The sequence below is a fragment of the Vibrio hepatarius genome, assembly GCF_043642085.1.
Lineage (GTDB): Bacteria > Pseudomonadota > Gammaproteobacteria > Enterobacterales > Vibrionaceae > Vibrio > Vibrio hepatarius_C.
The window spans coordinates 372,214-392,735 of the sequence record NZ_JBHZSA010000003.1 but is presented as its reverse complement, the minus strand read 5'-3'; the positions used below and the strand labels follow the sequence as shown (position 1 = coordinate 392,735).

20 protein-coding genes are annotated in these 20,522 nt (G+C 44.8%); 13 read left to right on the top strand and 7 right to left on the bottom strand.

The window, feature by feature from the left end:
* Positions 1–40 precede the first annotated feature (40 nt).
* The 3 genes from ACHUFZ_RS07915 to ACHUFZ_RS07905 all read right to left on the bottom strand — a co-directional run bounded on the left by ACHUFZ_RS07915 (position 41) and on the right by ACHUFZ_RS07905 (position 1,766).
* Positions 41–682 (bottom strand): START domain-containing protein, encoded by a 642-nt coding sequence (locus tag ACHUFZ_RS07915; protein ID WP_394126682.1) that lies wholly within the window; start codon positions 680–682, stop codon positions 41–43.
* A 62-nt stretch (positions 683–744) separates the two neighbouring features.
* Entirely contained in the window at positions 745–1,158 is a 414-nt protein-coding gene (gene arfB / locus ACHUFZ_RS07910) for an alternative ribosome rescue aminoacyl-tRNA hydrolase ArfB (RefSeq protein WP_394126681.1), read from the bottom strand.
* Positions 1,159–1,199: 41 nt separating this feature from the next.
* Entirely contained in the window at positions 1,200–1,766 is a 567-nt protein-coding gene (locus tag ACHUFZ_RS07905; RefSeq protein WP_394126680.1) for a TetR/AcrR family transcriptional regulator, read from the bottom strand.
* Positions 1,767–1,867: 101 nt separating this feature from the next.
* Here ACHUFZ_RS07905 and ACHUFZ_RS07900 point away from each other — a divergent pair, with 101 nt between their 5' ends.
* Together ACHUFZ_RS07900 and ACHUFZ_RS07895 are read left to right on the top strand one after the other, a co-directional pair.
* The gene (locus ACHUFZ_RS07900) at positions 1,868–2,404 is read left to right on the top strand and encodes a dihydrofolate reductase family protein (RefSeq protein WP_394126679.1); all 537 of its coding nucleotides are present in this window, start codon (positions 1,868–1,870) and stop codon (positions 2,402–2,404) included.
* A gap of 112 nt (positions 2,405–2,516) precedes the next feature.
* A complete protein-coding gene (locus ACHUFZ_RS07895; protein WP_394126921.1) occupies positions 2,517–2,897 on the top strand; it encodes a VOC family protein in 381 nt (126 codons plus the stop codon).
* A gap of 283 nt (positions 2,898–3,180) precedes the next feature.
* Here ACHUFZ_RS07895 and ACHUFZ_RS07890 read toward each other — a convergent pair whose 3' ends face one another.
* Positions 3,181–3,807, bottom strand: coding sequence for a TetR/AcrR family transcriptional regulator (locus ACHUFZ_RS07890; RefSeq protein WP_394126678.1), 627 nt, complete (start codon positions 3,805–3,807; stop codon positions 3,181–3,183).
* Positions 3,808–3,952: 145 nt separating this feature from the next.
* On the bottom strand, positions 3,953–4,861 hold the full coding sequence (arcC, locus tag ACHUFZ_RS07885) for a carbamate kinase (protein ID WP_394126677.1): 909 nt from the start codon (positions 4,859–4,861) through the stop codon (positions 3,953–3,955).
* 397 nt (positions 4,862–5,258) lie between these two features.
* Here arcC and ACHUFZ_RS07880 point away from each other — a divergent pair, with 397 nt between their 5' ends.
* The 4 genes from ACHUFZ_RS07880 (at position 5,259) to ACHUFZ_RS07865 (ending at position 9,608) form a co-directional block, all read left to right on the top strand.
* The gene (locus ACHUFZ_RS07880; RefSeq protein ID WP_394126676.1) at positions 5,259–6,695 is read left to right on the top strand and encodes an APC family permease; all 1,437 of its coding nucleotides are present in this window, start codon (positions 5,259–5,261) and stop codon (positions 6,693–6,695) included.
* 16 nt (positions 6,696–6,711) lie between these two features.
* Entirely contained in the window at positions 6,712–7,803 is a 1,092-nt protein-coding gene (gene aguA / locus ACHUFZ_RS07875) for an agmatine deiminase (RefSeq protein ID WP_394126675.1), read from the top strand.
* 120 nt (positions 7,804–7,923) lie between these two features.
* Complete coding sequence (gene argF / locus ACHUFZ_RS07870) at positions 7,924–8,970, top strand: ornithine carbamoyltransferase (protein WP_394126674.1); 1,047 nt, start codon at positions 7,924–7,926, stop codon at positions 8,968–8,970.
* Between the two features lie 221 nt (positions 8,971–9,191).
* The gene (locus ACHUFZ_RS07865) at positions 9,192–9,608 is read left to right on the top strand and encodes a hypothetical protein (protein ID WP_394126673.1); all 417 of its coding nucleotides are present in this window, start codon (positions 9,192–9,194) and stop codon (positions 9,606–9,608) included.
* A 74-nt stretch (positions 9,609–9,682) separates the two neighbouring features.
* On the opposite strand, the gene ACHUFZ_RS07860 is transcribed toward ACHUFZ_RS07865, so the two are convergent.
* On the bottom strand, positions 9,683–10,978 hold the full coding sequence (locus ACHUFZ_RS07860) for an alpha/beta fold hydrolase (RefSeq protein WP_394126672.1): 1,296 nt from the start codon (positions 10,976–10,978) through the stop codon (positions 9,683–9,685).
* Between the two features lie 192 nt (positions 10,979–11,170).
* Between ACHUFZ_RS07860 and catB the strand changes: the two genes are divergently transcribed.
* From catB to ACHUFZ_RS07845, 3 genes are all read left to right on the top strand, one after another.
* A complete protein-coding gene (gene catB, locus ACHUFZ_RS07855) occupies positions 11,171–11,797 on the top strand; it encodes a type B chloramphenicol O-acetyltransferase (RefSeq protein WP_394126671.1) in 627 nt (208 codons plus the stop codon).
* 131 nt (positions 11,798–11,928) lie between these two features.
* Positions 11,929–12,228, top strand: a complete 300-nt coding sequence (locus tag ACHUFZ_RS07850) for a type II toxin-antitoxin system HigB family toxin (protein WP_394126670.1) — start codon at positions 11,929–11,931, stop codon at positions 12,226–12,228.
* Positions 12,229–12,238: 10 nt separating this feature from the next.
* Positions 12,239–12,667: a helix-turn-helix domain-containing protein gene (locus tag ACHUFZ_RS07845; protein WP_394126669.1), complete on the top strand. Its 429-nt coding sequence runs from the start codon at positions 12,239–12,241 to the stop codon at positions 12,665–12,667.
* Positions 12,668–12,747: 80 nt separating this feature from the next.
* On the opposite strand, the gene ACHUFZ_RS07840 is transcribed toward ACHUFZ_RS07845, so the two are convergent.
* On the bottom strand, positions 12,748–15,042 hold the full coding sequence (locus ACHUFZ_RS07840; protein WP_394126668.1) for a hypothetical protein: 2,295 nt from the start codon (positions 15,040–15,042) through the stop codon (positions 12,748–12,750).
* Positions 15,043–15,393: 351 nt separating this feature from the next.
* Between ACHUFZ_RS07840 and ACHUFZ_RS07835 the strand changes: the two genes are divergently transcribed.
* From ACHUFZ_RS07835 to ACHUFZ_RS07820, 4 genes are all read left to right on the top strand, one after another.
* Positions 15,394–15,891 carry a DUF2867 domain-containing protein gene (locus ACHUFZ_RS07835; RefSeq protein WP_394126920.1) on the top strand — a complete coding sequence of 166 codons (498 nt, stop codon included), beginning with the start codon at positions 15,394–15,396 and terminating at the stop codon, positions 15,889–15,891.
* 114 nt (positions 15,892–16,005) lie between these two features.
* On the top strand, positions 16,006–16,854 hold the full coding sequence (locus ACHUFZ_RS07830) for a pirin family protein (protein ID WP_394126667.1): 849 nt from the start codon (positions 16,006–16,008) through the stop codon (positions 16,852–16,854).
* A 411-nt stretch (positions 16,855–17,265) separates the two neighbouring features.
* On the top strand, positions 17,266–19,095 hold the full coding sequence (locus tag ACHUFZ_RS07825) for a sensor histidine kinase (protein WP_394126919.1): 1,830 nt from the start codon (positions 17,266–17,268) through the stop codon (positions 19,093–19,095).
* A gap of 2 nt (positions 19,096–19,097) precedes the next feature.
* Entirely contained in the window at positions 19,098–20,438 is a 1,341-nt protein-coding gene (locus tag ACHUFZ_RS07820; protein ID WP_394126666.1) for a sigma-54-dependent transcriptional regulator, read from the top strand.
* Positions 20,439–20,522: the final 84 nt, after the last annotated feature.

Sequence of the window (20,522 nt, the reverse complement as noted above, 5' to 3'; positions counted from 1 at the left end):
TGCTGGCCTTTTTTTTGCCGGAACCCTTTTGCTATCGTGATTATTCACTGATGTTCGGGTGGTCAAATTGCTGATACTGAGGAAGTTGCTGGCGCAGGTTTTCAAAGGTATTACGCGCGCTTTCTTTGGTCAGGTTATTGATAATCCAATCGGGAAGAATACCACCGGGATTTGCGAAAGCGGTATATTCAATTAGCGTAGTGCCATTGGTGAGCTTTTGCAGAGACCAAGTCGCGTCAACATTACGAATGCGAATATAGCCATCTTGCTCGGGCAGAGCAGAGCTGGGCGCATCTTTAATTTGCAGTGTAAATCCGATCTCATCGATTGTGTACTTGGAGTAGGTGACCATATCTCGGTCGAGGGCAGGCCAAGGCGCAGCAAATTGGGTATAAACGATGTTTTCATTGGCGGAAAGCTGAGTGACAACGCGACTATGACTGACGTTATCAATCCAATTCGGTACATTTTCGCTGTCTTCAAGCAAGGTCAGAAACGCGCCGTAACTGGTGGGAGTGAACATCTGAGCTCGCACTTCGACAAGCCCATCACTATGCTCACGAGAGTAGATTGAAATACTGTCGTTATCCCCTTCAAACTGCCAGCCCGTAAAGGCGTCCGCCCAAATGGGTAATGAAGTAACTAATCCAATCAGTAACGTACTTTTCCCTAAGTTCGTCATTTCCTTTCCTATCTTGAAATCATCCTTGTCTCTAGCATATACAAATTGATGATTAAAAACAGTCAGTGGCTAACTTTGCCACGCAAAGATTTTGTCTGAGATTTGATGTTCTTACCTTTTAAACGTCGCTCTTTAGATGCTCTAGTTGGTTTCGTCTCTCGGCGCTTTTTCTGCACCACCATCGCTGCTTGGATCATCTCGGCTAGGCGGTTTAACGCATCTTCTTTATTTTGCTCTTGAGTGCGAAACTGCTGCGCCTTAATGGTGATAACACCGTCTTTTGAGATGCGCGAATCTTTCAGCGCCAAGATGCGTTCTTTGTAGATGGCAGGCAGTGTTGAGTGCTTTACATCGAACTGTAAGTGGATCGCTGAAGAGACCTTATTGACGTTTTGTCCGCCGGCCCCTTGAGCTCGAATTGCCGTGAGTTGGATCTCCCACGCTTGCAGGGTAACGGTATTTGAAATCTTCAGCATTGTAGTAACTCTATGTTTGTCTCGTCACTATTGTAAACGATTTAGCTTTTCTGCGCGGGCTGAAATGCTTGGAAGTAAAAATTGAGTGGCTTTTGCATCATCTCAAGGGTTAATTCACATCCGGGCTGACAGTTGAGTGCTAATGCAAAACCGTGCAGGTAGTCCGCGAGCAAATCAATGGCATCTTTCTTGGTTTCACTCGCTAATGAAAGTGGAGCGACAATCTGATCGAAGCGTTCGATGAATACTTCTGCGGGTCCGCTTGTTTCCATCTTCAATAGCGTTTCAAGTAACCCCGGATATTGATGAAGCTGCGAGACATAACTAAAGCACAGCTGGCTGAGTTCTTGCTGCCACTGGCCCTTTTCTTGCGGCTGATAAATCTCTTCAATTAAGGAAATAACCATTGCTTCTTGTAGTGCGTTTTTGTTATCGAAGTAATGATAAATCGCCATCGCATCAACTTCTAAGGCTGCGGCGAGGGCACGCACACTCGGCATTTTACCCAGCTCAAGCATCATGCTTTTGGCTTGGCTTAAGATCGCTTCTGCGCTGAGCTGCACTTGGCTGCCTTTTGGTCGACCGCGACGTTTTTCCTTGACAGACATGGTTGATCCTCTTTAATCTAATAATATAAATTCTACAGTGTAGAATTAAATTGTAACCCAGTTTTGTTCTATATCCAAATACTCAATGTGAGGAGTTCCTAATGGCTAATATCGTATTTATCGCAACCAGTTTAGATGGCTACATTGCTGACAAAAATGGTGATTTAGATTGGTTACAGTCGGTGCCTAACCCAGACAATATTGATATGGGCTTCGCGCCGTTAATGGAGCGAGTAGATGCCTTAGTCATGGGACGCAATACGTTAGATGTGGTGCTCAGTTTCGGTGTTGAGTGGCCATATTCAAAGCCAGTGTTTGTACTAAGCAACACCCTGACTCAAGTACCAGCAGGCTATGAAGATAAAGTCTTTTTGGTCAAAGGCGAACTTAAAGAGATCGTTCAGAATCTTAATGAGCAGGGCTACAAGGAGCTCTACATTGATGGTGGAAAGACGATTCAGAGCTTCTTAAAAGAAGGTTTAATCGATGAAATGTGTATTACCACTATGCCTGTATTGCTGGGTGGCGGTTCACCACTGTTTGGCGAACTAGATACGATGCAATCTTTCAAATTAGTGGAAAGCCAAGTTCATCTAGATGCGATTGTGCAAACCACTTACCAGCGCACAAGCGACTAAATTGAATCAGCATTGAGACCCGAAACGAAAATTAGGTTTTAACTGCGCAAGAATGCTCCATGTGAACTAGCTTTCTATTATCACTCAATGTGGCAATAAAGGAGGCTAGGTGATGCAGACAAATCCGGTAGGTTGGTTTGAGATTTACGTCGAGGATATGGACCGCGCTAAAGGGTTCTATCAAACCGTATTTGACACCACGTTAGAGAAGATTGGTGGCGAAGCGATGATGGATATTGATATGTGGGGCTTTCCATCATCCATGGAGCAATACGGCGCGGCAGGAGCGTTATCAAAAATGGAGGGAGTCGCACCAGGTGGCAATAGCACGCTGGTTTATTTCTCGTGCCAAGACTGCGAAGTTGAGCAAGGGCGAGTAGAAGGTGCGGGCGGTAAAGTCGTTCACCCTAAATTCTCTATCGGCGAGCATGGTTTTATCTCAATGGTCTCTGATACCGAAGGCAATATGATTGGCCTTCATTCGATGGCCTAACTTCCAATAATCCCTCAATATTTCAATTAATCTGTCGGCTCTTTTTCTGGAGTGGGATAAGAGCTGGCGGATTGTTTTGTATACCTACTTTTAATCTATCCCGAATACCTAGTGTATTAGGTGAGTCACTTGCTATTAGAGATCCCCAACTCGGTCGTACCTCCCTCTCGGGGATGACGGTGATCTAGTGCAGGGTCTTTTCATTTCTAGTCATTCAATAGAGCGACGAAGGAGCGAGTAGGGAATCCAATGAAAGGCACGCTGAATATAACCTGCTTGGTACCTAATGCTGCACAATAGCGTGCTGACTCGACTTCTGACAAATATGCGGAATATAAAGCTGAAGGTAAGATTCCGTTAAACGCAGGGCTTCGTTGGCGAGTTCTGGTGTGATGCAGCCATGTTCGCGGTAAGATAGTGAATATATCTTGTCGGCGACTTGCAGTGAAATAGCGAATACATTGATGGGTTGAGTGAGCTGAGGAACATCGAAAAATTGACGATAGATGGCCTCGACTTCTTTACCCAATATTAAGTCATGTTTGGTGTCAGCGTGGCCGAGTTCAGTAAAAGTGTGGCGACCTAAAATCAGCTTTCTCGCAATGGGATTATTGTTGTAGTAGTCCACATAAGCGGTCTCGATCATGCGGTTAATATCAGTCCAATGCGTGACTTTGTCGGCATCGATACATTGACCAAGTAGTGAGTCGAAATCGGTAAACACATCGTCCAATAAGCTATGGAATAGATTCTCGATGTTTGGATAGTGGTGATAGACGGTCGAGGTTGCCATACCGCATTCTTTTGCCACATCGTACATAGAGATATCCGTCGCTTCTCGCCTTTCCATTAGTTGAGCAACGGCATTATGGATTTTTGTAAGTTTCTCTTTTGTGGTTACTTTTCTCATAAAACTGTCGTCACTTATTGTCAAAGCAGATTAAAAAATAAAGGGTTGATGCTCGAAAATCAATTTTATCAATATGAAGTTTGACCTCATTAACCCTTTATTTAGTGCGTATTAATATCTAGGTAAAAACCGAGCTTGTTCCAAACTACGCTTGGATATGTGTGCCAGATTTTCCTTCTATGATTTCGAGTGCGCAGGAAAGATCCCCGATATGACCATGTTGCTTGGTATTTTCGACAAATTGACAGCATGCATCGACTTTTGGCCCCATCGAACCGGCAGGGAAGTGATATCCCTTCATCTCTTTGACCGATACTCTTTCAAGCTTTTGCTCTTGAGGCATGCCCCAATCCAAACAAACATGAGTTCCATCAGTGAGGATAAGTAAGTGCTCTGCGCCAATTTCTTCGGCAATCAGTGCGGCTGTCATGTCTTTATCAATCACCGCTTCAAAACCGACATAGGCGCCGTCCTTTTCGATCACTGGTGCACCGCCACCGCCGCCACAAATAATAAGATGCTCTTTCTCAAGTAAGTCTTTAATTGCTTTTATTTCTAACACCTCTTTAGGCGCAGGAGATGGAACAACGCGGCGCCAATGCACACCGTCTGGTTTTACGATCCAATTATTGGCTTCAGCCAGCAGTTTAGCTTGCTGCTCGGTATAAACAGGGCCAATAAATTTGCTTGGATCTGCTATGGCTGGGTCATTTTCATCTACAACGATGCGAGTCAGTATTGTGGTGGTAAAGCGGTCTTCGATGGCAGCATTTAACCCCTGTTGAATCAGATACCCAATCATTCCTTGGGTTTCTGCTCCCAAGACATCAAACGGATACGGCGGGCACTCTTTATAGGCATCATTTTGGAGAGAGAGCAAACCAACTTGAGGGCCATTCCCGTGCACGATAACCAAGCGATAATCTTTACTCAGGGTTGCCAATGAACTTGCTGTTTGTTCAATACTCTTTTGCTGGTTTTCACAGCTCATTACTTCTCCGCGTTGCAATAGCGCATTGCCACCGACCGCAACAACAATAATAGGCTTCAACATCTCTTAATCTCCAAATAATGACTGGCTAAACGCCAAGTAAGATGGAGATACTCTATTGAAATATCAGAGCACTATTGGCGATAAAAATCACAATTCGATTTCTACTCAAAAGTGGGTCTATTTAGTTGCCACCCCATCACAGAAAGTGAAAATAATTGCGAATTCAAGCGGATATGTGATCTTGTTTTCAATTTAAGGTGCTCAATAAATAAACAGTGCTTTTGTTGATGAAAATCAATCATTCAGTGTTTGGTTGGTTTTTATCCAGTTTTTGTCGGCTCTATTTCATTTGCAATTTGAGTTCATTCGCTCAAAACCGATATTCAGTTTTCATCCCAGTTCATCTCATCGCTTTGCCGTTTAATAAGTTCCGAATTAGATATTAAGGAGCTAAGCGATGAGCAACGAAACGCAAGGAAAAATGGGGGTCACTGGGATAGCACTCTTTACACTGTGTGCTGTGCTAGTAGTCGACACATTAACCGCGTCAGCAAGTATTGGCGTTAGCGCCATCGGTTGGTGGGTGTTAATGCTGGTCTTCTTTGTTATCCCTTACGGATTAATCACTTCCGAGTTAAGCACCACCTATCCAGGAGAAGGGGGCATTTACGATTGGGTAAAACAAGCCTTCAACTTTAAATGGGCAGTAAGAACCACTTGGTTTTATTGGATCAACGTAGGCCTGTGGATGCCAGCGGTCTACATCATGTTCGCGGGTATGTTCGCAGAGCTGTTTATGCCAGGCCTGTCTTTATGGGGGCAGATTGCCATTTGTATCTTGTTAACTTGGTTAACGGTATGGATTTGCAATGTGTCCGCTGATATTGGCGTGTGGGTAACGAACATCGGCGCAGTATTAAAAATCATCGTAATCAGCACATTAGGTGTAGGCGGATTTATCTATGCGATGAAAAACGGCGTTGCCAATGAGTTCACTTTGCCAGCGATGATGCCTTCATTAGATTCGGCGGTCTCATTTCTACCAGCCATCGTCTTTAACCTAATGGGTTTCGAGCTTGTCGCGACGATGACCAAAGAGATGAAAGACGTACGCGACATGCCTAAGGCTGTTTTTCTTTCCATCGGTATCACCGCTTTCCTCTACATCTTCGGTACTGTTGGAATTTTGATGGCTTTACCTGTTGATAGCATTGGCCTTGTGGCTGGTCTGATCGACACCTTTAAAACCTTGTTTGGCGAAGGCCCGTTTGGTACGGCAATGGTTTACGTTTTTGGTACGTTCGCCCTACTTACTCTTATCGGCAACATGGTGAGCTGGACAATGGGGGCAAGCCGAGCAGCGGCAGAAGCGGCTCAAGAAGGTGAACTACCGGCTCCTGTGGCAAAAGTATCAGAGAAAGGCTCTCCAGTTGGAGCGAACAACATTACAGGCATAGTCTCAACGGTTGTCATCTTGTCGTACGCACTGTTTGCTCAAGGTAATGATGATTTGTTCTGGTCAATCTTCGCCTTCTCAAGCTGCATTTTCTTACTTCCTTATCTGTTCATGTTCCCGGCGTATCTGAAGCTGCGTGTTGTTGATGGCCAACGTGAGCGCCCATTCAAAGTGCCGGGTGGTATGGCTGTTCAGTGGTTGATATCGATTGTGTGCTTCTTCGTGATTTTCCAAGCGGTGATTCTATTTATCTTCCCAGAGGCACTCGATCTCACAGTGGCAGATTGGGGATACACAGGGCCAGTTTTGATTGGCGTTATCGCGACAGTCTTGATTGGTGAATGGATTTTGTTGGGGGCTCTCAAGCGTAAAAAAGCACAAAGCGAACAAGAGGGTAGCACTGACAACACAGCAAAAAATGAACAAGCTCAAGCTTGAGTTGGAGGACAGAGCAATGAAAAAAGTAATGGATACCACGCCAAAACATGATGGTTTCAGAATGCCGGGTGAGCATGAGCCACACAATGAAATTTGGATGGCATGGCCAGAGCGCACAGATAATTGGCGCGACGGAGCGAAACCCGCGCAGAGAGTATTCTCGGAGGTTGCCGAGCAGATCAGCAAAACCACACCAGTGACGATGCTCGCAAGCTCAGCTCAATACGACAACGCGGTGTCTCGTTTACCCGAAGAGATTCGAGTTCTAGAAGTGTCAACCGATGACTCATGGATGCGTGATATTGGTGCGACATACGTCGTTGATGACAATGGTGAGCGTCGCGGAGTTGACTGGGAGTTTAATGCTTGGGGTGGCTTCGTTGATGGCTTGTATTCACCTTGGAATAGAGACAACCAAGTCGCACAAAAGATGTGTGAAACCATCCGAGACTCAAGATATCGAGCGCCAATCGTGTTGGAAGGTGGCTCAATCCACGTTGATGGTGAAGGCACACTTTATACAACCGAAGAGTGCCTACTTCATGAAAGTCGTAACCCTGATTTAAGTAAGCAAGAACTGACCGAAGTGCTGTGTGAACACCTCAATGTCGAGAAGGTAATTTGGTTACCTCGTGGCCTCTATAACGATGAAACCAATGGTCATGTAGACAACATTTTGCATGTCGTTAAGCCGGGCGAAGTGGTGCTGACTTGGTGTGATGATAAAAACGATCCTCAGTATGAAATCAGCCGAGAAGCGTATGACTACATCACTAGCCAAACTGACGCTAAAGGGCGAGAAATCAAAGTACACAAGCTGCCAATGCCAGGCCCGCTATATATGTCTGCCGATGAAGCCGCAGGGATTGATATTGCTGAAGGGATGGAACGTGAAGCAGGTGAGCGCTTAGCCGCATCGTACGCCAATTACCTGATTACTAACAAACAGATTGTTCTTCCTCTACTGGATAAACGCTATGACGACGACGTGATCGGAATCCTAGAAAAGATCTATCCGGGCTATGAAGTGAATGGCATTCCAGCGCGAGAGATTTTGCTCGGTGGCGGCAATATTCACTGCATTACTCAGCAAGTACCAAGAATCTAACCTGAGGTCATCGCCTCAAACATAAAAACAGCAACAACAAAATTTAAATCCAACCGAAACGAAACCATCACGAGATCGACTCAAACGAAAACGTGAAACGACGAAAAATAGGAACATATTATGAAATTACCTTCTTCTAGCGCGACTGAACTGAACAAAGCAAACCTGGAGCACATGGTATCTATGAAAGACTTCTCTGTTGAAGAGATGGATAACATGATGGAGCTAATGACATACCTAAAACAGGCACGTAAAGACAACGCGATTCCACAACTGTTTAAAGGCAAGTCAGTGGGTATGATCTTTGAAGCGGGTTCTACACGAACTCGTGTATCGTTTGAGGTCGCCGCAACTTTACTGGGTGGTCACGCGCTGTTCCTTTCTCCGAAAGATATTCACCTAGGTGGCAAAGAGTCGATTGATGATACCTCTCGCGTTCTATCACGTATGTGTGACGTCATCATGGCTCGTACCAATAGCCCTGAAACCTTAGATGGTTTGCTAAATATGTCGACAGTGCCGGTTATCAATGGCCTTGATACACGTTTCCACCCAACCCAGATGCTGGCTGACCTTTACACCATCAGAGAGCACATTACTGACGGACGCAAGCTGTCTGACTTAACGCTGGCGTTTATGGGGGATGCTACGGACGTGTGCCGTTCCTTGATGCTGACGTGTGCCAAATATGGCATGGGCTTTAAGCAAATTGGCCCTAAGAAGTACCAAATGGAGCAAGAATGGATTGATATGGCGCTCAACTTCTGTGAAGAGTCTGGAGGCACGATTGAAATTACCGATGACGTGGAACGTATCAGTGACTGTGATGTGGTTTACGGCGACAGCTTCTACTGGGTTACTCAGATGGACGAGAAAGAAGAGCGCTTGGCGGCATTTATGCCGGACTACGTCATCACTGAAGAATTGATGGCAAAAGCTCGACCTGGTGCGATGCTTCTACACTGCTTACCAGCAAACGATAAAGAAGAAGTGACTCGTGGCGCGCTAGAAAGTGAATACTCCGTGGCATTTGATGAGGCTGAAAACCGTCTAACGGCTCAAATGGCTATCTTGGTTTACTTCACGCACAAGGACTCGGTTATCCCTACGCAAGAAACCATCAAGCATCATGAAGAGAAGATCAATGGTTTCTTGAGCACCTTGTAACGCGTAAATCGAATCGAAATACTCATAAAGCCCCGAACCTAGGTTTGGGGCTTTTGTGTTCTTGGGGCTTCTACCTTCAGTCATTCCATAGAGTGACGAAGGAGCGAGTAGGGAAGGGAATCTCAACAAGGGAGCCCGGAATTTAATTGGCTTATCACTGGATCTTCAAAGGCAAGCAAATTACAATCGAACGGTGTTTTATTAATTCATAAGTAATCAATATGATGAGAAGTAGAATCATATTTTTGGTTAGTCTTTTATCGCTAACCGCTTGTTCTGCAAGTAATGAAGTTCAGCAGAATGAGAAGAGGTTGAGCAACGAAGGCGAGGCACTGCAAGGCGTAGAAATACAGCCTAATTTAGAGGCAGATTCGGAGCCCTTATCTGATGGTGACTCTAAGACGCTCCTTAGTTCAAATGATGACTCAAATACAAACGCTCAAACAAAACATCAATTGGTTGAAACTGAACAAGTAATAGAGAATCAAAATAAAGATATTCACAGTAAATCGGCCAGTGAAAAAAGCCATTACTTGCTTAACAATGAGCCGACCAAACAGGTAATTAAGTCGATTGAGAGCGTGACCGACACATTGAATATGATTACTTTTGGGATCTTCGCTACCGATCACTGGTAACCAGTCCAAGAGTGAGCGCATACAAAAAAGCCCTGAATCAAGTTCAGGGCTTTTGCATTTTTGATGGCGTTTACTTATGCCAAAGTCGCCGCAGTTTGATTACCCATTGCAATCAGTTTATCGAGAATACGTTCGCCGTCAGCGCGTAGGCCGTTGTGCTCATATTCGTTAGTGATCCATGCTTTTGAGTTTGGAATTTTCGCTAGCGTTTCACGGCTGATATCCATCTCAACAAACATATCATCGGCGTAGACGGCGCAGCTAACAGGCACTTTGTTTTGCGCCAGTACGCGGTCGTCATACAGTGGTGTCCAATCTTCTTTTACTGCCAGTAATTCAGCGGCCTCTTTAAGCGGCTTCAAGCATTGGTATTGGTCAAACATCCACGGGAAGACCATCTCGCCAGTAAACAAGAATGGCTTGCTTGGGTCATAGTTGAATGCTGGGTTGTCTTGACGGACGCGGTGCGCACTCCAGTTAGAGGCGAAGCCTTGGCAGTAAATCGACTCATGCAAAATCGCGTAGATAGGATTGGTCTGAAAGCTTTGCTCCATCAACATGTTATTGAGGAACTCATAGCTCAGTTGAGACTTACCGTTCACATCAATCAGGGCATTTTCAAGCGCGTAGTAAGTTGGTAAGAAGGTATCGCTCATGCCGAAGTTAATGCCAATTTGTTGGAACTGCTCGACTGTAAAACGCTGACCGTTTGGCAGCAGTTCTTCATTCTCAATCAGATGATCGGCAATCTGCTTACATAGCTGCTGCGCTTTTGGAAACTGCTGAAAGAAAGCTTGGTTCTTTTGTAGCGTGCGTTTAAACGTCGCTTGGTAAACGTCATCGGCATGGCGAATCGTTGAAGGCACACCGCCGGTAATGAAGCTACGCGCCAGACTCTGAGGAAATAGCGAAAGGTAGGTCAGCGAGCAAAAGCCGCCAAAGCTTTGGCCTAAAATAGACCACTGCTCAACGTCAAATTGCTTACGAATTTCTTCGGCATCACGCACGATATTATCCGCGCGGAAATGGCTTAAATACTCAGCTTGTTGCTCGGCAGTTAGATGAGCCAGAGTTTGATGGTTGATGACACTGCTATTACCCGTACCACGTTGGTCGAGTAGCAATACTCGGTACTCTTGCAGGGCACGTTTCACCCAACCACTGTGGCCGTTTTGGCGCGGTGACGGAAAGCCTGGACCACCCTGAAAGTAGACCAACCAAGGCTTGCTGCTATCACCATCGGCAACCAGCGACAGCTCGCGGGCAAACACTTCAATGGTAGCGGCATCTTTGTTTGCATAGTCCAGCGGCAACTGGAAAGTGTGCGGGGTGTATTTGACGCCCGCATCAATAAATTCTTGAGCGTTCATTTTTATGTTTTTACTTCCATGACTATTAGACGGCTTATCTTAACCTGATGACATACTGAGACCAACGTAAGTTTTATGTTGTGCGGGCTTGGTGCAGAGGCAGAGAAAGTAGAGTGACGAGCATCAAATTTAGGCATATCCTAAACAGGCTAGGTTGCTAACCTCAAAGAGACTAACTAAAAGAATGAAACTATGAACTACTTTGAATCGCCATTTGCTGGCAAACCTTTGGTTGAACAAGTAACCAACCCTAATATTATTGTCGGACGCCACAGTTACTACTCGGGCTATTATCACGGACACAGCTTTGATGATTGTGCTCGTTACTTGACCCCAGACAGAGACGATGTCGATAAACTCATCATTGGCAACTTCTGTTCAATTGGTTCTGGCGCGGTATTTATGATGGCAGGCAACCAAGGCCATCGCTCTGATTGGATAACCACGTTCCCATTTTTCTATCAAGATAACGAACACTTTGCGGGCGCAGAAGATGGCTTTCAGCGCTCAGGCGATACTGTAATCGGTAATGATGTCTGGATAGGCTCAGAGGCGATGATCATGGCCGGAGTGACTATTGGTGATGGGGCGATTATTGCCAGCCGAGCAGTGGTGACCAAAGATGTGCAGCCGTATGAGGTTGTCGGCTCTAACCCCGCCAAGCACATTAAATTTCGCTTCTCTCTAGAGCAAATCGACAAGCTGATTGAAATGCAGTGGTGGCATTGGTCTGATGAACAGCTCGCTGGAGTGATGAAGCTGCTGAGCAGTGCTGATATCGATGGCCTATACGAATACTGGCAACAGAACATTCGATAGCTATCAGGTGTTTTGTCTGTGTGAGCCGATATTGTGGCTTTTTCGTATTTTCATGTTCGCATATTGTGAACTATTAAAAAAATATGCATAATGTTCACATCTTGCGAACAAACAACGTCAGACTACAATTAATGCATGTGATCAGTAAAAACCCTTTTGAACAGGCGAAGAAAAATTATCCTAATTGCGCTTCTTCTCTAGAGGCTACGTGGAAAGCATTGAAGAAAACGAAGGCTGCTACGCCAGAAGAGCTTAAGCAAATTTTTCCGTCGTTAGACAATTTCAAATATGTAGATAAATGGTGGGTAATTGACATTGGTGGTAATGAACTACGACTAATTGTGTTTATAGAGTTCAGTCACGGAAAAGTTTTTGTGAAGGATATCTTAACACACGCACAGTATGATAAGTTCACGGCCAAGTATCGTTAAGGGTCAGCTTATGGAAACATTAGAATTAAACGTAATGAAAGAAGTGGCGATCACGGTTCATAATTCTTTTCCGTGGTTAGAGCATGGCATCCAAACTGAACAAGAATACAATCACTTGCTTTCAGTGATGGATACGCTAGTAGAAGACTACGAGAGCAATAGCGCACTGATTAACTTGCTATTCCCTGTAATCGAGAAATACGAAGAAGAAGCAGAGCAGTTCGCTGAGTTCAACGCGAATATCGATAACCTTGATGACGGGGTTGCGATCCTGCGCGTGTTGATCGACCAATACAAGTTAACTCAGAGTGATTTCAAAGAAGAGATTGGCGCGAAGTCTACGGTTTCAATGATCTTGAATGGCCATCGAGAGTTGACGCTGAATCATATCCGCGCTCTATCTAAGCGTTTCGATATCCCCGCAGCCTTGTTTGTGTAGGGATATCTTTCAGATATAGAAAAGCCGCTCATTGAGCGGCTTTTCTATTCGCAAAATGTTGGACAGGCGTAGATGAATGATCATTTACTGCACACAATGACCGCGCCTTTTTCTACTTCTTTGATAGTGTTGGGGCGATAAGTTGTTGGAACTGAGATAGCTATTGGTGTTCCCGTTTCATACGAAAGCCCTACTTGAGTGCCATATGTTTGATATTTGGTTTGAAAAGCGATCATCTCATCTGAGCGATACGGTTTTAGAGTTCCTAGAGTGAGTCCCTTATCACTACAAATCTGTTCAGCTTCAGAAGGAGAATAGGTATTTACCTCATTCACGAAAACGTTACTGTCACTTTTATTCCATTGCTTAAATAGATAAATGTATTGCCCACTTTCACTGATAAATCCTCCTGAGCCAGAATAGTTGGTCACCAGATTGGCTTGCTGCTTGGTATCCGCCTCGCTACCACCAATAAAGACAATCGACGCAGGGATTTTGTTCTCGCTTGCTTGTTGCGGCTTATCAAAAATAAAGGCCAGCTTTGATACCGCACTGTTAGAGTTGGATTCACTTATGCTTTGAGGTTTGATGTTGACCAGATCGTTGAACACATACGTACCCTCATAACCAGAATTGAACTGTGGGAAAATTTCTCTAGCGTTATTTTGATGATCAATCACATAGCTATTTTTCAATTCGGGCAACGAGGTGGTGAGTAAGATGAACTTATCAATATCTCGCGTTGATGAGCCAGATGAGATCTTATCCAAAAACGAAATATCTAACCTAAATTGCTCACCAAGATCTTTGATCTCGTATCGGCTCGCAAGTGTTGGTGTTGAGGCTTCTACGGCACCATCTTCATAAAACTGTTCCCAGTAACGATTTACAAATGTCCCCGTTTCAGAGGGATAGCCATAAGTCATACCGCCAGAGTGACCAAAGCCATGGTTATGCATCTTTTCGTGTAGGTAGGTTGTTTTAGGTGATGTCGCGCCTTCAGTAAACAACCTGTAGTTGCGTACACTTAGCCATCCATCGCCAACGGTTGCCACACCGTTGGCATCTCGGGTCAACATCGTATAGGTGGCACTTGGCTTATTCGCAATCAGGCTGACGTGTTTTAATGTATGCGGTGAGTTGTCATTGCCTTTGAATTTGGCAAAGTCACTCGAGCTACTCTCTAGTGAACGAGTTGAGCTCAATAGCGTTTCTACTTCACACCAATGATCCTCATGCCGAACCATGCGTGTTTTTGAGTTCATGTAGTTTTGGATGAAACCGATAAATCTATGGTTATAGTCATAGTTGTTCATTAACTGCTTAAAGCCCCGCAGCTCTTTTTCATATTGATGGACGTTTTCTGACGTTGGTTGTGCGTACTTATCATCGTTTTGATTGATATCGGCATAAGCTCGTACATGAGCTTTGAACAAGGGCTGCTCTTCGACAAAATACGCAGAGGTGATTGGCTTATCAAACCATGTCGGTAAGTCGAAATGCACACTTTGAAATGGAGGGATTACCGCATCAATTCGAAAGTGCTGATGATTTATGGTTACCAATGGATTGTTCAGGTAGCGCGGTGTTGCATTCAACAAATCAAAGCTTACTGACCCGTTATGTCGAACTTTTACATCATCAATGTCATAGCCTGCAAAAACGGAGCGAGCGAGAGGAGATAGAGCATCCTTCTTCAGCTTAATCGCATAGTCTTTGGGTATCACGGTAAACGTTTTGTTGGTAACAACTGTAGACCGAAAAGAGCCAGCGCTAACTGAAAGTTTGATTTCACCTTTTTCAATTCCGGTAACAACTATCCCATCTTTTGATGAAGTAATCTCTGCGATACCACTTTTATCAAATTCCCACTTCAGAATTGAGCTGTCGGTAATCTTCATTTGAGAACCATCGCTCATTGTTGCGATGACTTGCAGTATTAGAGGGACACCAGCAGTGATTGCTGTAGATGCTGATTGCAGAGAAAGTTCTTGTATAACGGGAGGCGTAATGACTAACGTCATGCGACTTTGATGTTCCGTTGAGTTGAGCCTGGTACGTGCGCGAATTGAAGTTTTGCCAATTGTCTGTCCAACGACGACGTTGTTTTCGTCATTGTCCAAGTAAGCAAGCTGAGTATCGTCAACGACAAATTTTACCTCTGGGGAGCCGGGGATTTCGTCAATACGCCCATCTGAGAAGACTGCGTTTACCTTTAAGGCATGCCTGACGCCCAATGGTAATGAAAGTTCTTTTTCACTAAACGTTATCTCAGTGACAGATGCTTCCTGTTCTTCATTTGATTCTTGAGCGAAATCGCAGCCTGTTAACGATAACAGGCAAAAGAGCGTTGAGAAAACAGTCCTAATTTGCATTTAATTGAACCTGAATTTTGGGCAAGAAATTGAAGGTAGAAAACGGAACACTTAACCGATACTTGCAGAGTTAGCAGTGGACAAGCGACGATATTTCAATGCCTTAATTTCTAACTGATATGTTTGTTACTTATGTTTTTTCAAACGGATCTTTTCAAAAAATGCCCAATGCAACAAGTCAGTTCATTCTGAGTAGAGTAGGAGTTACGGTGTAGGGAGATGATGTTCCATGTGGTCACTAGCACGTATTATTGGTGAGACAAAACGAGGGATTTAATCACCTCGCCTTTGTTTTATCGGTGTTAATCGATAAGGTGGATTGAATAACGACAAATGGAGTAAAGAATGCCAATGGACCTGCCTGCTGATGCTGATATTCACCTGTATCTTCCCCAAGCCTATTTTGCTGACAGCTACTCAATCGAGCTTCCTTATCAAGGAGAATCGGCGTTAGAAATTTACTTCGAGATGGTCAGTCGAACACCTAAATGGGTTAATTTCTTAATGGATTTACGCAATCGCATCGTGTCGAAACTTGGCTTAAAACACTTAGGCCGCATGGCGGATCTAGAAGAAAACAAACCGATTGAAGAGTACAACGTTGGCGATCAAGTCGGGATCTTCTCAATTGTCAGTCTGCGTCATCATGAAATCGTAGTGGAAGATTGCGATAAGCACCTCAATGTGCGCTTATCGTTTCTGCTAGTTCCTGATGGCAATCGTGTGACGTTACATGCCACCACAGTTGTGCATGTAAAAAATATCTTTGGCAAGGTGTATATGTTTTTCGTTGCGCCAGTACATAAAGTGATTGTGCCAAAATCATTAAATACTTTAGTGACTGGCTAGTTTTTTCTTATTCAGTTTTTTTGAACGACTAGCTCTAATCCCTCCGCTCATATTGCTCAATCAAAGCGCTAAACTGAGTTCATTCAGTCAAGAGTGACACCAAGGAGCTTTGTTATGAGCAATGTGAGAACAATTAATCAAATCATCCGAGCGCATGCGACTTCTGATGGTGACGGCGTAAAAATCCAACGAGTAGCAGGCTTCAACAACGCGCAATTCTCACCATTTTTGATGGTCGATGAGCTTAAATCGGATCAACGAGCAGATTACGTGGGCGGCTTTCCACCGCACCCTCATCGCGGTATTGAGACGCTGACTTATATGATGAAAGGGCACTTCCAGCATAAAGATCATATGGGCAATGTCGGTGAGCTTCGCTCAAGCGGGGCGCAGTGGATGGCAGCAGGGCGAGGCGTGATTCATAGCGAAATGCCAATTATGGAAGAAGGCGATTTGCACGGTTTTCAAATTTGGATTAATCAACCTGCGCGCGACAAGATGAAACCTGCACAGTATTTTGATTTTCAGCCAGAAACCATCACTGAGTACTCCTCAGACAAGCTTGGTCTTTTGCGTGTGTTAGCAGGAACAATCATTGCTGATGAACAAGTGCTACGTGGTCCGCTTGATAAAACGGGTGTAGAGCTCAGTGTCGCGGATTGGCGAGTGAATGAAGGCCAGAGCACAAGTTTAGAACTTCCGGAGCAATTTAATGTTATGGTTTATGCTTATAAAGGGGAGTTGGATATTGGAGAGCAGCGTCTAAAGCAAGGCGAATTAGCGCTGCTAAGCAAAGGTGAGCGCGTGACATTAGAGGCACAGGCGCAAAGTGGTGCGCTGATTTTTTCCGGTCAACCGATTGATGAGCCTGTGGTGCACTATGGTCCCTTTGTGATGAACAGCATGCAAGAAATAGAACAAGCAATTCAAGATTACAATTCAGGTGTGTTCGAAACGTATTAATGCTTCGGAAGACACAGAGAAGAAGTTTGGAACTCAATTTGAGCTCTACTGTGAAAAAATAAACAATCCACTGCCTGTTTATTTTTGATTAGCCACTCGATGTTCGAGTGGCTTTTTTTATGACTATTTCCTATTAAGGCTCAACTTCAAGAATTACAGAATTTGTCACTACCGATTGCACAAATCTGATACTCATGGCTTTATTAATAAAATGTAGTGATGTTTTATGTGATTTGTTAATCGCCTGGGGTGCAAACCAGTGCGCTTTATTCAGTCGTAGAGAATATCCTTGTGAGTCAGATAGCTAGCCAAGAACCAGATGTGCGTAGCACTCAGCCAATCGGAAAGAATAGTTCCCGTAGCAAGTTCAAGTGGCGCGGTATTGAAGTTCGCCTTGGGTTAGCGCTTGCGATGCTCTCGATGACGACCTTGCTGTTGGCGTTGTACAGCTCGACCACCTACGACAAGTTAGAGCTGGCGTTGGTCGATCTAAAAGAAAAAGAGATCCCAGCATTAGAACAAGCAGCACGCCTCAATGATATGGTGCGCTTGGTGATTACCGATGCCTCTCAACTGGTTGCTGCAGACTCTAACCTAGAGCGTCGTCATGCGATGGTACGCATCGAAGAGAGCATCAATGGTATGAATCTGGTTCTGGCCCATTTTCCTGAATACCACGCCTATTTTAAAGACCTAATCATGCAGGTGAGTAACAGCTTAAGTTTGCTCTACCAAAGTGGTGAAGACTCCCGACAACTAAATAAAGAGCTACGCAACTTACTGGAAGGTTTTTATCCGCTGCTGCAGCAAGTCAGTGAGGAGCTTGATAACCTGCCCGAGAGCCAGAAATCTCGCCTTCAATATAGCCAGCTCAAAGCACTGCTGTTCTATCAATTAGGTCTAGTTGAAAAACTGTATAACGATGGCAGCTTTAATGAGCTCGATTACACCACTTATCGTTTGGAGCAACTTGGTCAAGAATGGTTTAGCTTGTGGTTGGCGAGTGGTCTTGCTGAATCGCTACCAGCGTTAGATGAAAAGCTTTCGGTTATCTACACTTTGGCTTCGCGTTCTAGTCGACTAGTCCAGCTAAAAAATCAGGCGTTGGAGCACCATTACCAACAAGAGTTTTTGCTGGAAAACAGTCGTAAATATTTGCATCAACTGTCGGTTCAAATTGAACGTAATACCTCTAATGTGAACTTAGAAATTGACTCATCTATCGCTCAAGTTCAAAAGTCTCTCGCCTCGAATCGCACTTTCTCTCTGGTGCTATCTGTGTTCAGTCTCTTTGCGGCGGCCGCTGTAGCTTGGTTCTATGTGCGTAAAAATATCTTGGAGCGATTGCTGAATTTAAGAGACGACATGTTCGCTATTTCAACCGGGCATTTAGATACTCAAATAGAGCTTAAAGGGCATGACGAAGTTACCCAAATGGCGAAGTCTCTACAGGTGTTTCAAGCGACCGCGAAGGTGGTGAAAAAGACCAATCAAAAGCTCGAAGCTGAGGTCGAAGAGCGTCGCATGGCCGAAGAGCGATTAAGAGTGACGCAAGACGAGTTAGTGCAAGCGGGTAAGCTCGCCGCATTAGGTCAGTTAAGTGTGGGCATTACCCATGAAATCAATCAACCGCTGACCGCGATCAGCAGTCATACTCGCAGCGCACAGAAATGGTTAGAGCAAGATCGTGCCGATAAAGCGACACAGAATTTACATAAGATTGAGATTTTATTGGGCAAAGTGGCGGCATTGACTCATCACCTTAAAGCCTTTTCACGTAAGAGTGATGGCAAAATTTCTTCGGTCGCGGTGATGCCTGTGGTGAACGATGCAATCGAGCTTTTTGCCAACAAACAGATCCCAATCGTCTTAGATTGCTCTCTGTCATCACAGGCGAGCGTGCGAGCGAATCCAATACGTTTAGAGCAAGTGTTAGTCAATCTCATCAGTAACGCCATTGATGCCGTAGAGCAGTGCTCTGAGCCATTGATTGTCGTGTGTGTAGAGTGTGCGGACAACGCTGTGACGATCGCGGTGAAAGATAATGGCAAAGGGATTGTCGCTGAAGATATCCCACATATATTTGACCCGTTTTACACCCAGAAAGAGGTGGGCAAGGGCTTAGGTTTAGGTCTCTCCATCGCATTTAACATCATCAAGGATTTTGGTGGTTCGATTCGAGTTAACTCACAGCTTAATGTCGGCAGTGAGTTCGTTGTACATCTAGAACAAGGCAGATAACCATGGCTATGCAAAAGAACATTACCCTCATTGATGATGAATTGGATGTGGTTGAAGCGGTGAGCGAGATGCTAGAGCTCGAAGGGTTCAGTGTGACGAGTTTTACCGATCCTAAACTCGGTCTGAAATCGTTATCTCTTGATAGCAAACAAGTGGTGCTGTGTGATGTTCGTATGCCGAACCTTGATGGTTTAGCCATGCTCGATGCGATTCAAAGCCGCGCGCCAAAATGCCAAGTGATTTTAATGAGTGGACATGGCGATATACCTATGGCGATTGAAGCGATGAAGCTTGGTGCATTTGATTTTATTGAGAAGCCTTTGCAAAGCGATGAGTTGATTGAAAAGCTCGATTTGGCGGCGACTCATATTCGTAATGTGCCTGAGGCAGCCTCTCAGTCAACGCAGTTACCGATTGAAGAAGTGGTGATTGGTGTGTCTAGCCAAATGGAGATGGTGCGAACTCAAGTGCTCGCCCTCGCACGTACTGGGGTGGATACCATTATCAATGGCGAAACGGGCACAGGTAAAGAGGTGATTGCTCGCGCTTTGCATCAATATTCTCAGCGCCGAGACAAACCTTTTGTTGCGATTAACTGTGGCGGGATGACAGAAAGCATTATTGAAAGTGAGCTATTTGGTCATGAAGCGGGCTCCTTTACCAGCGCGAATAAAAAACGCATTGGTAAGATAGAGCAAGCGCATGGCGGGACCTTGTTCCTTGATGAAATCGAAAGCATGCCAATAGCCGTGCAGATTAAATTGCTGCGCGTGATCCAAGAGCGCGTCATCGAACGTGTCGGCGGGAACAGCTTAATTCCGGTCGATATTGTTGTGGTCGCCGCGAGTAAAGCCGATCTATCCGAACTCAGTAAACGAGGTGAGTTTCGCGCTGACCTTTTCTATCGCTTGAACATTGCCAGCTTAAATCTGCCGCCGCTAAGGCAGCGCAAAGAAGACATTCAATCTCTGTTTCGCCACTTTGTCGTGCAAGCGAGCCAGAAATACAAAACTCGCCCATCAACGCTCTACTCTGAGCAAATTCAGCAACTGTGCCGTCATGATTGGCCCGGTAATGTTCGTGAGCTGAGAAATGTCGCCGACCGTTTTGTGCTCGGAATTGTGGGCGAGGGCTTTGATCTGCAAGCGCCTCCGACTCAAGGGAATGACGCGTTCGCCTTTGAACAACAAATGGAGCAGTATGAGCGCAATGTACTAACTGAAGCACTGATTGAAATGTCTGGCAACATCAATGAAGTATCACTGCGACTCAACCTGCCACGTAAGACCCTCTATCGTAAGATGAAAAAGCATCAACTCGATAAAGGGAATTTTAAGGCATAATCAACAAGACATAATTGACCCATCATAGAAGCTTAATAAAAGTATTATATTTATCTGATTGAATTATAAGCGAAAAGTTTTTGG

Excerpts from the sequence above, each read along its gene's own strand:
- ACHUFZ_RS07915 (WP_394126682.1), bottom strand. The coding sequence starts at position 682 with ATGACGAACTTAGGGAAAAGTACGTTACTGATTGGATTAGTTACTTCA.
- arfB (WP_394126681.1), bottom strand. The coding sequence starts at position 1,158 with ATGCTGAAGATTTCAAATACCGTTACCCTGCAAGCGTGGGAGATCCAA.
- ACHUFZ_RS07905 (WP_394126680.1), bottom strand. The coding sequence starts at position 1,766 with ATGTCTGTCAAGGAAAAACGTCGCGGTCGACCAAAAGGCAGCCAAGTG.
- ACHUFZ_RS07900 (WP_394126679.1), top strand. The coding sequence starts at position 1,868 with ATGGCTAATATCGTATTTATCGCAACCAGTTTAGATGGCTACATTGCT.
- ACHUFZ_RS07895 (WP_394126921.1), top strand. The coding sequence starts at position 2,517 with ATGCAGACAAATCCGGTAGGTTGGTTTGAGATTTACGTCGAGGATATG.
- ACHUFZ_RS07890 (WP_394126678.1), bottom strand. The coding sequence starts at position 3,807 with ATGAGAAAAGTAACCACAAAAGAGAAACTTACAAAAATCCATAATGCC.
- arcC (WP_394126677.1), bottom strand. The coding sequence starts at position 4,861 with ATGTTGAAGCCTATTATTGTTGTTGCGGTCGGTGGCAATGCGCTATTG.
- ACHUFZ_RS07880 (WP_394126676.1), top strand. The coding sequence starts at position 5,259 with ATGAGCAACGAAACGCAAGGAAAAATGGGGGTCACTGGGATAGCACTC.
- aguA (WP_394126675.1), top strand. The coding sequence starts at position 6,712 with ATGAAAAAAGTAATGGATACCACGCCAAAACATGATGGTTTCAGAATG.
- argF (WP_394126674.1), top strand. The coding sequence starts at position 7,924 with ATGAAATTACCTTCTTCTAGCGCGACTGAACTGAACAAAGCAAACCTG.
- ACHUFZ_RS07865 (WP_394126673.1), top strand. The coding sequence starts at position 9,192 with ATGATGAGAAGTAGAATCATATTTTTGGTTAGTCTTTTATCGCTAACC.
- ACHUFZ_RS07860 (WP_394126672.1), bottom strand. The coding sequence starts at position 10,978 with ATGAACGCTCAAGAATTTATTGATGCGGGCGTCAAATACACCCCGCAC.
- catB (WP_394126671.1), top strand. The coding sequence starts at position 11,171 with ATGAACTACTTTGAATCGCCATTTGCTGGCAAACCTTTGGTTGAACAA.
- ACHUFZ_RS07850 (WP_394126670.1), top strand. The coding sequence starts at position 11,929 with ATGCATGTGATCAGTAAAAACCCTTTTGAACAGGCGAAGAAAAATTAT.
- ACHUFZ_RS07845 (WP_394126669.1), top strand. The coding sequence starts at position 12,239 with ATGGAAACATTAGAATTAAACGTAATGAAAGAAGTGGCGATCACGGTT.
- ACHUFZ_RS07840 (WP_394126668.1), bottom strand. The coding sequence starts at position 15,042 with ATGCAAATTAGGACTGTTTTCTCAACGCTCTTTTGCCTGTTATCGTTA.
- ACHUFZ_RS07835 (WP_394126920.1), top strand. The coding sequence starts at position 15,394 with ATGGACCTGCCTGCTGATGCTGATATTCACCTGTATCTTCCCCAAGCC.
- ACHUFZ_RS07830 (WP_394126667.1), top strand. The coding sequence starts at position 16,006 with ATGAGCAATGTGAGAACAATTAATCAAATCATCCGAGCGCATGCGACT.
- ACHUFZ_RS07825 (WP_394126919.1), top strand. The coding sequence starts at position 17,266 with ATGCTCTCGATGACGACCTTGCTGTTGGCGTTGTACAGCTCGACCACC.
- ACHUFZ_RS07820 (WP_394126666.1), top strand. The coding sequence starts at position 19,098 with ATGGCTATGCAAAAGAACATTACCCTCATTGATGATGAATTGGATGTG.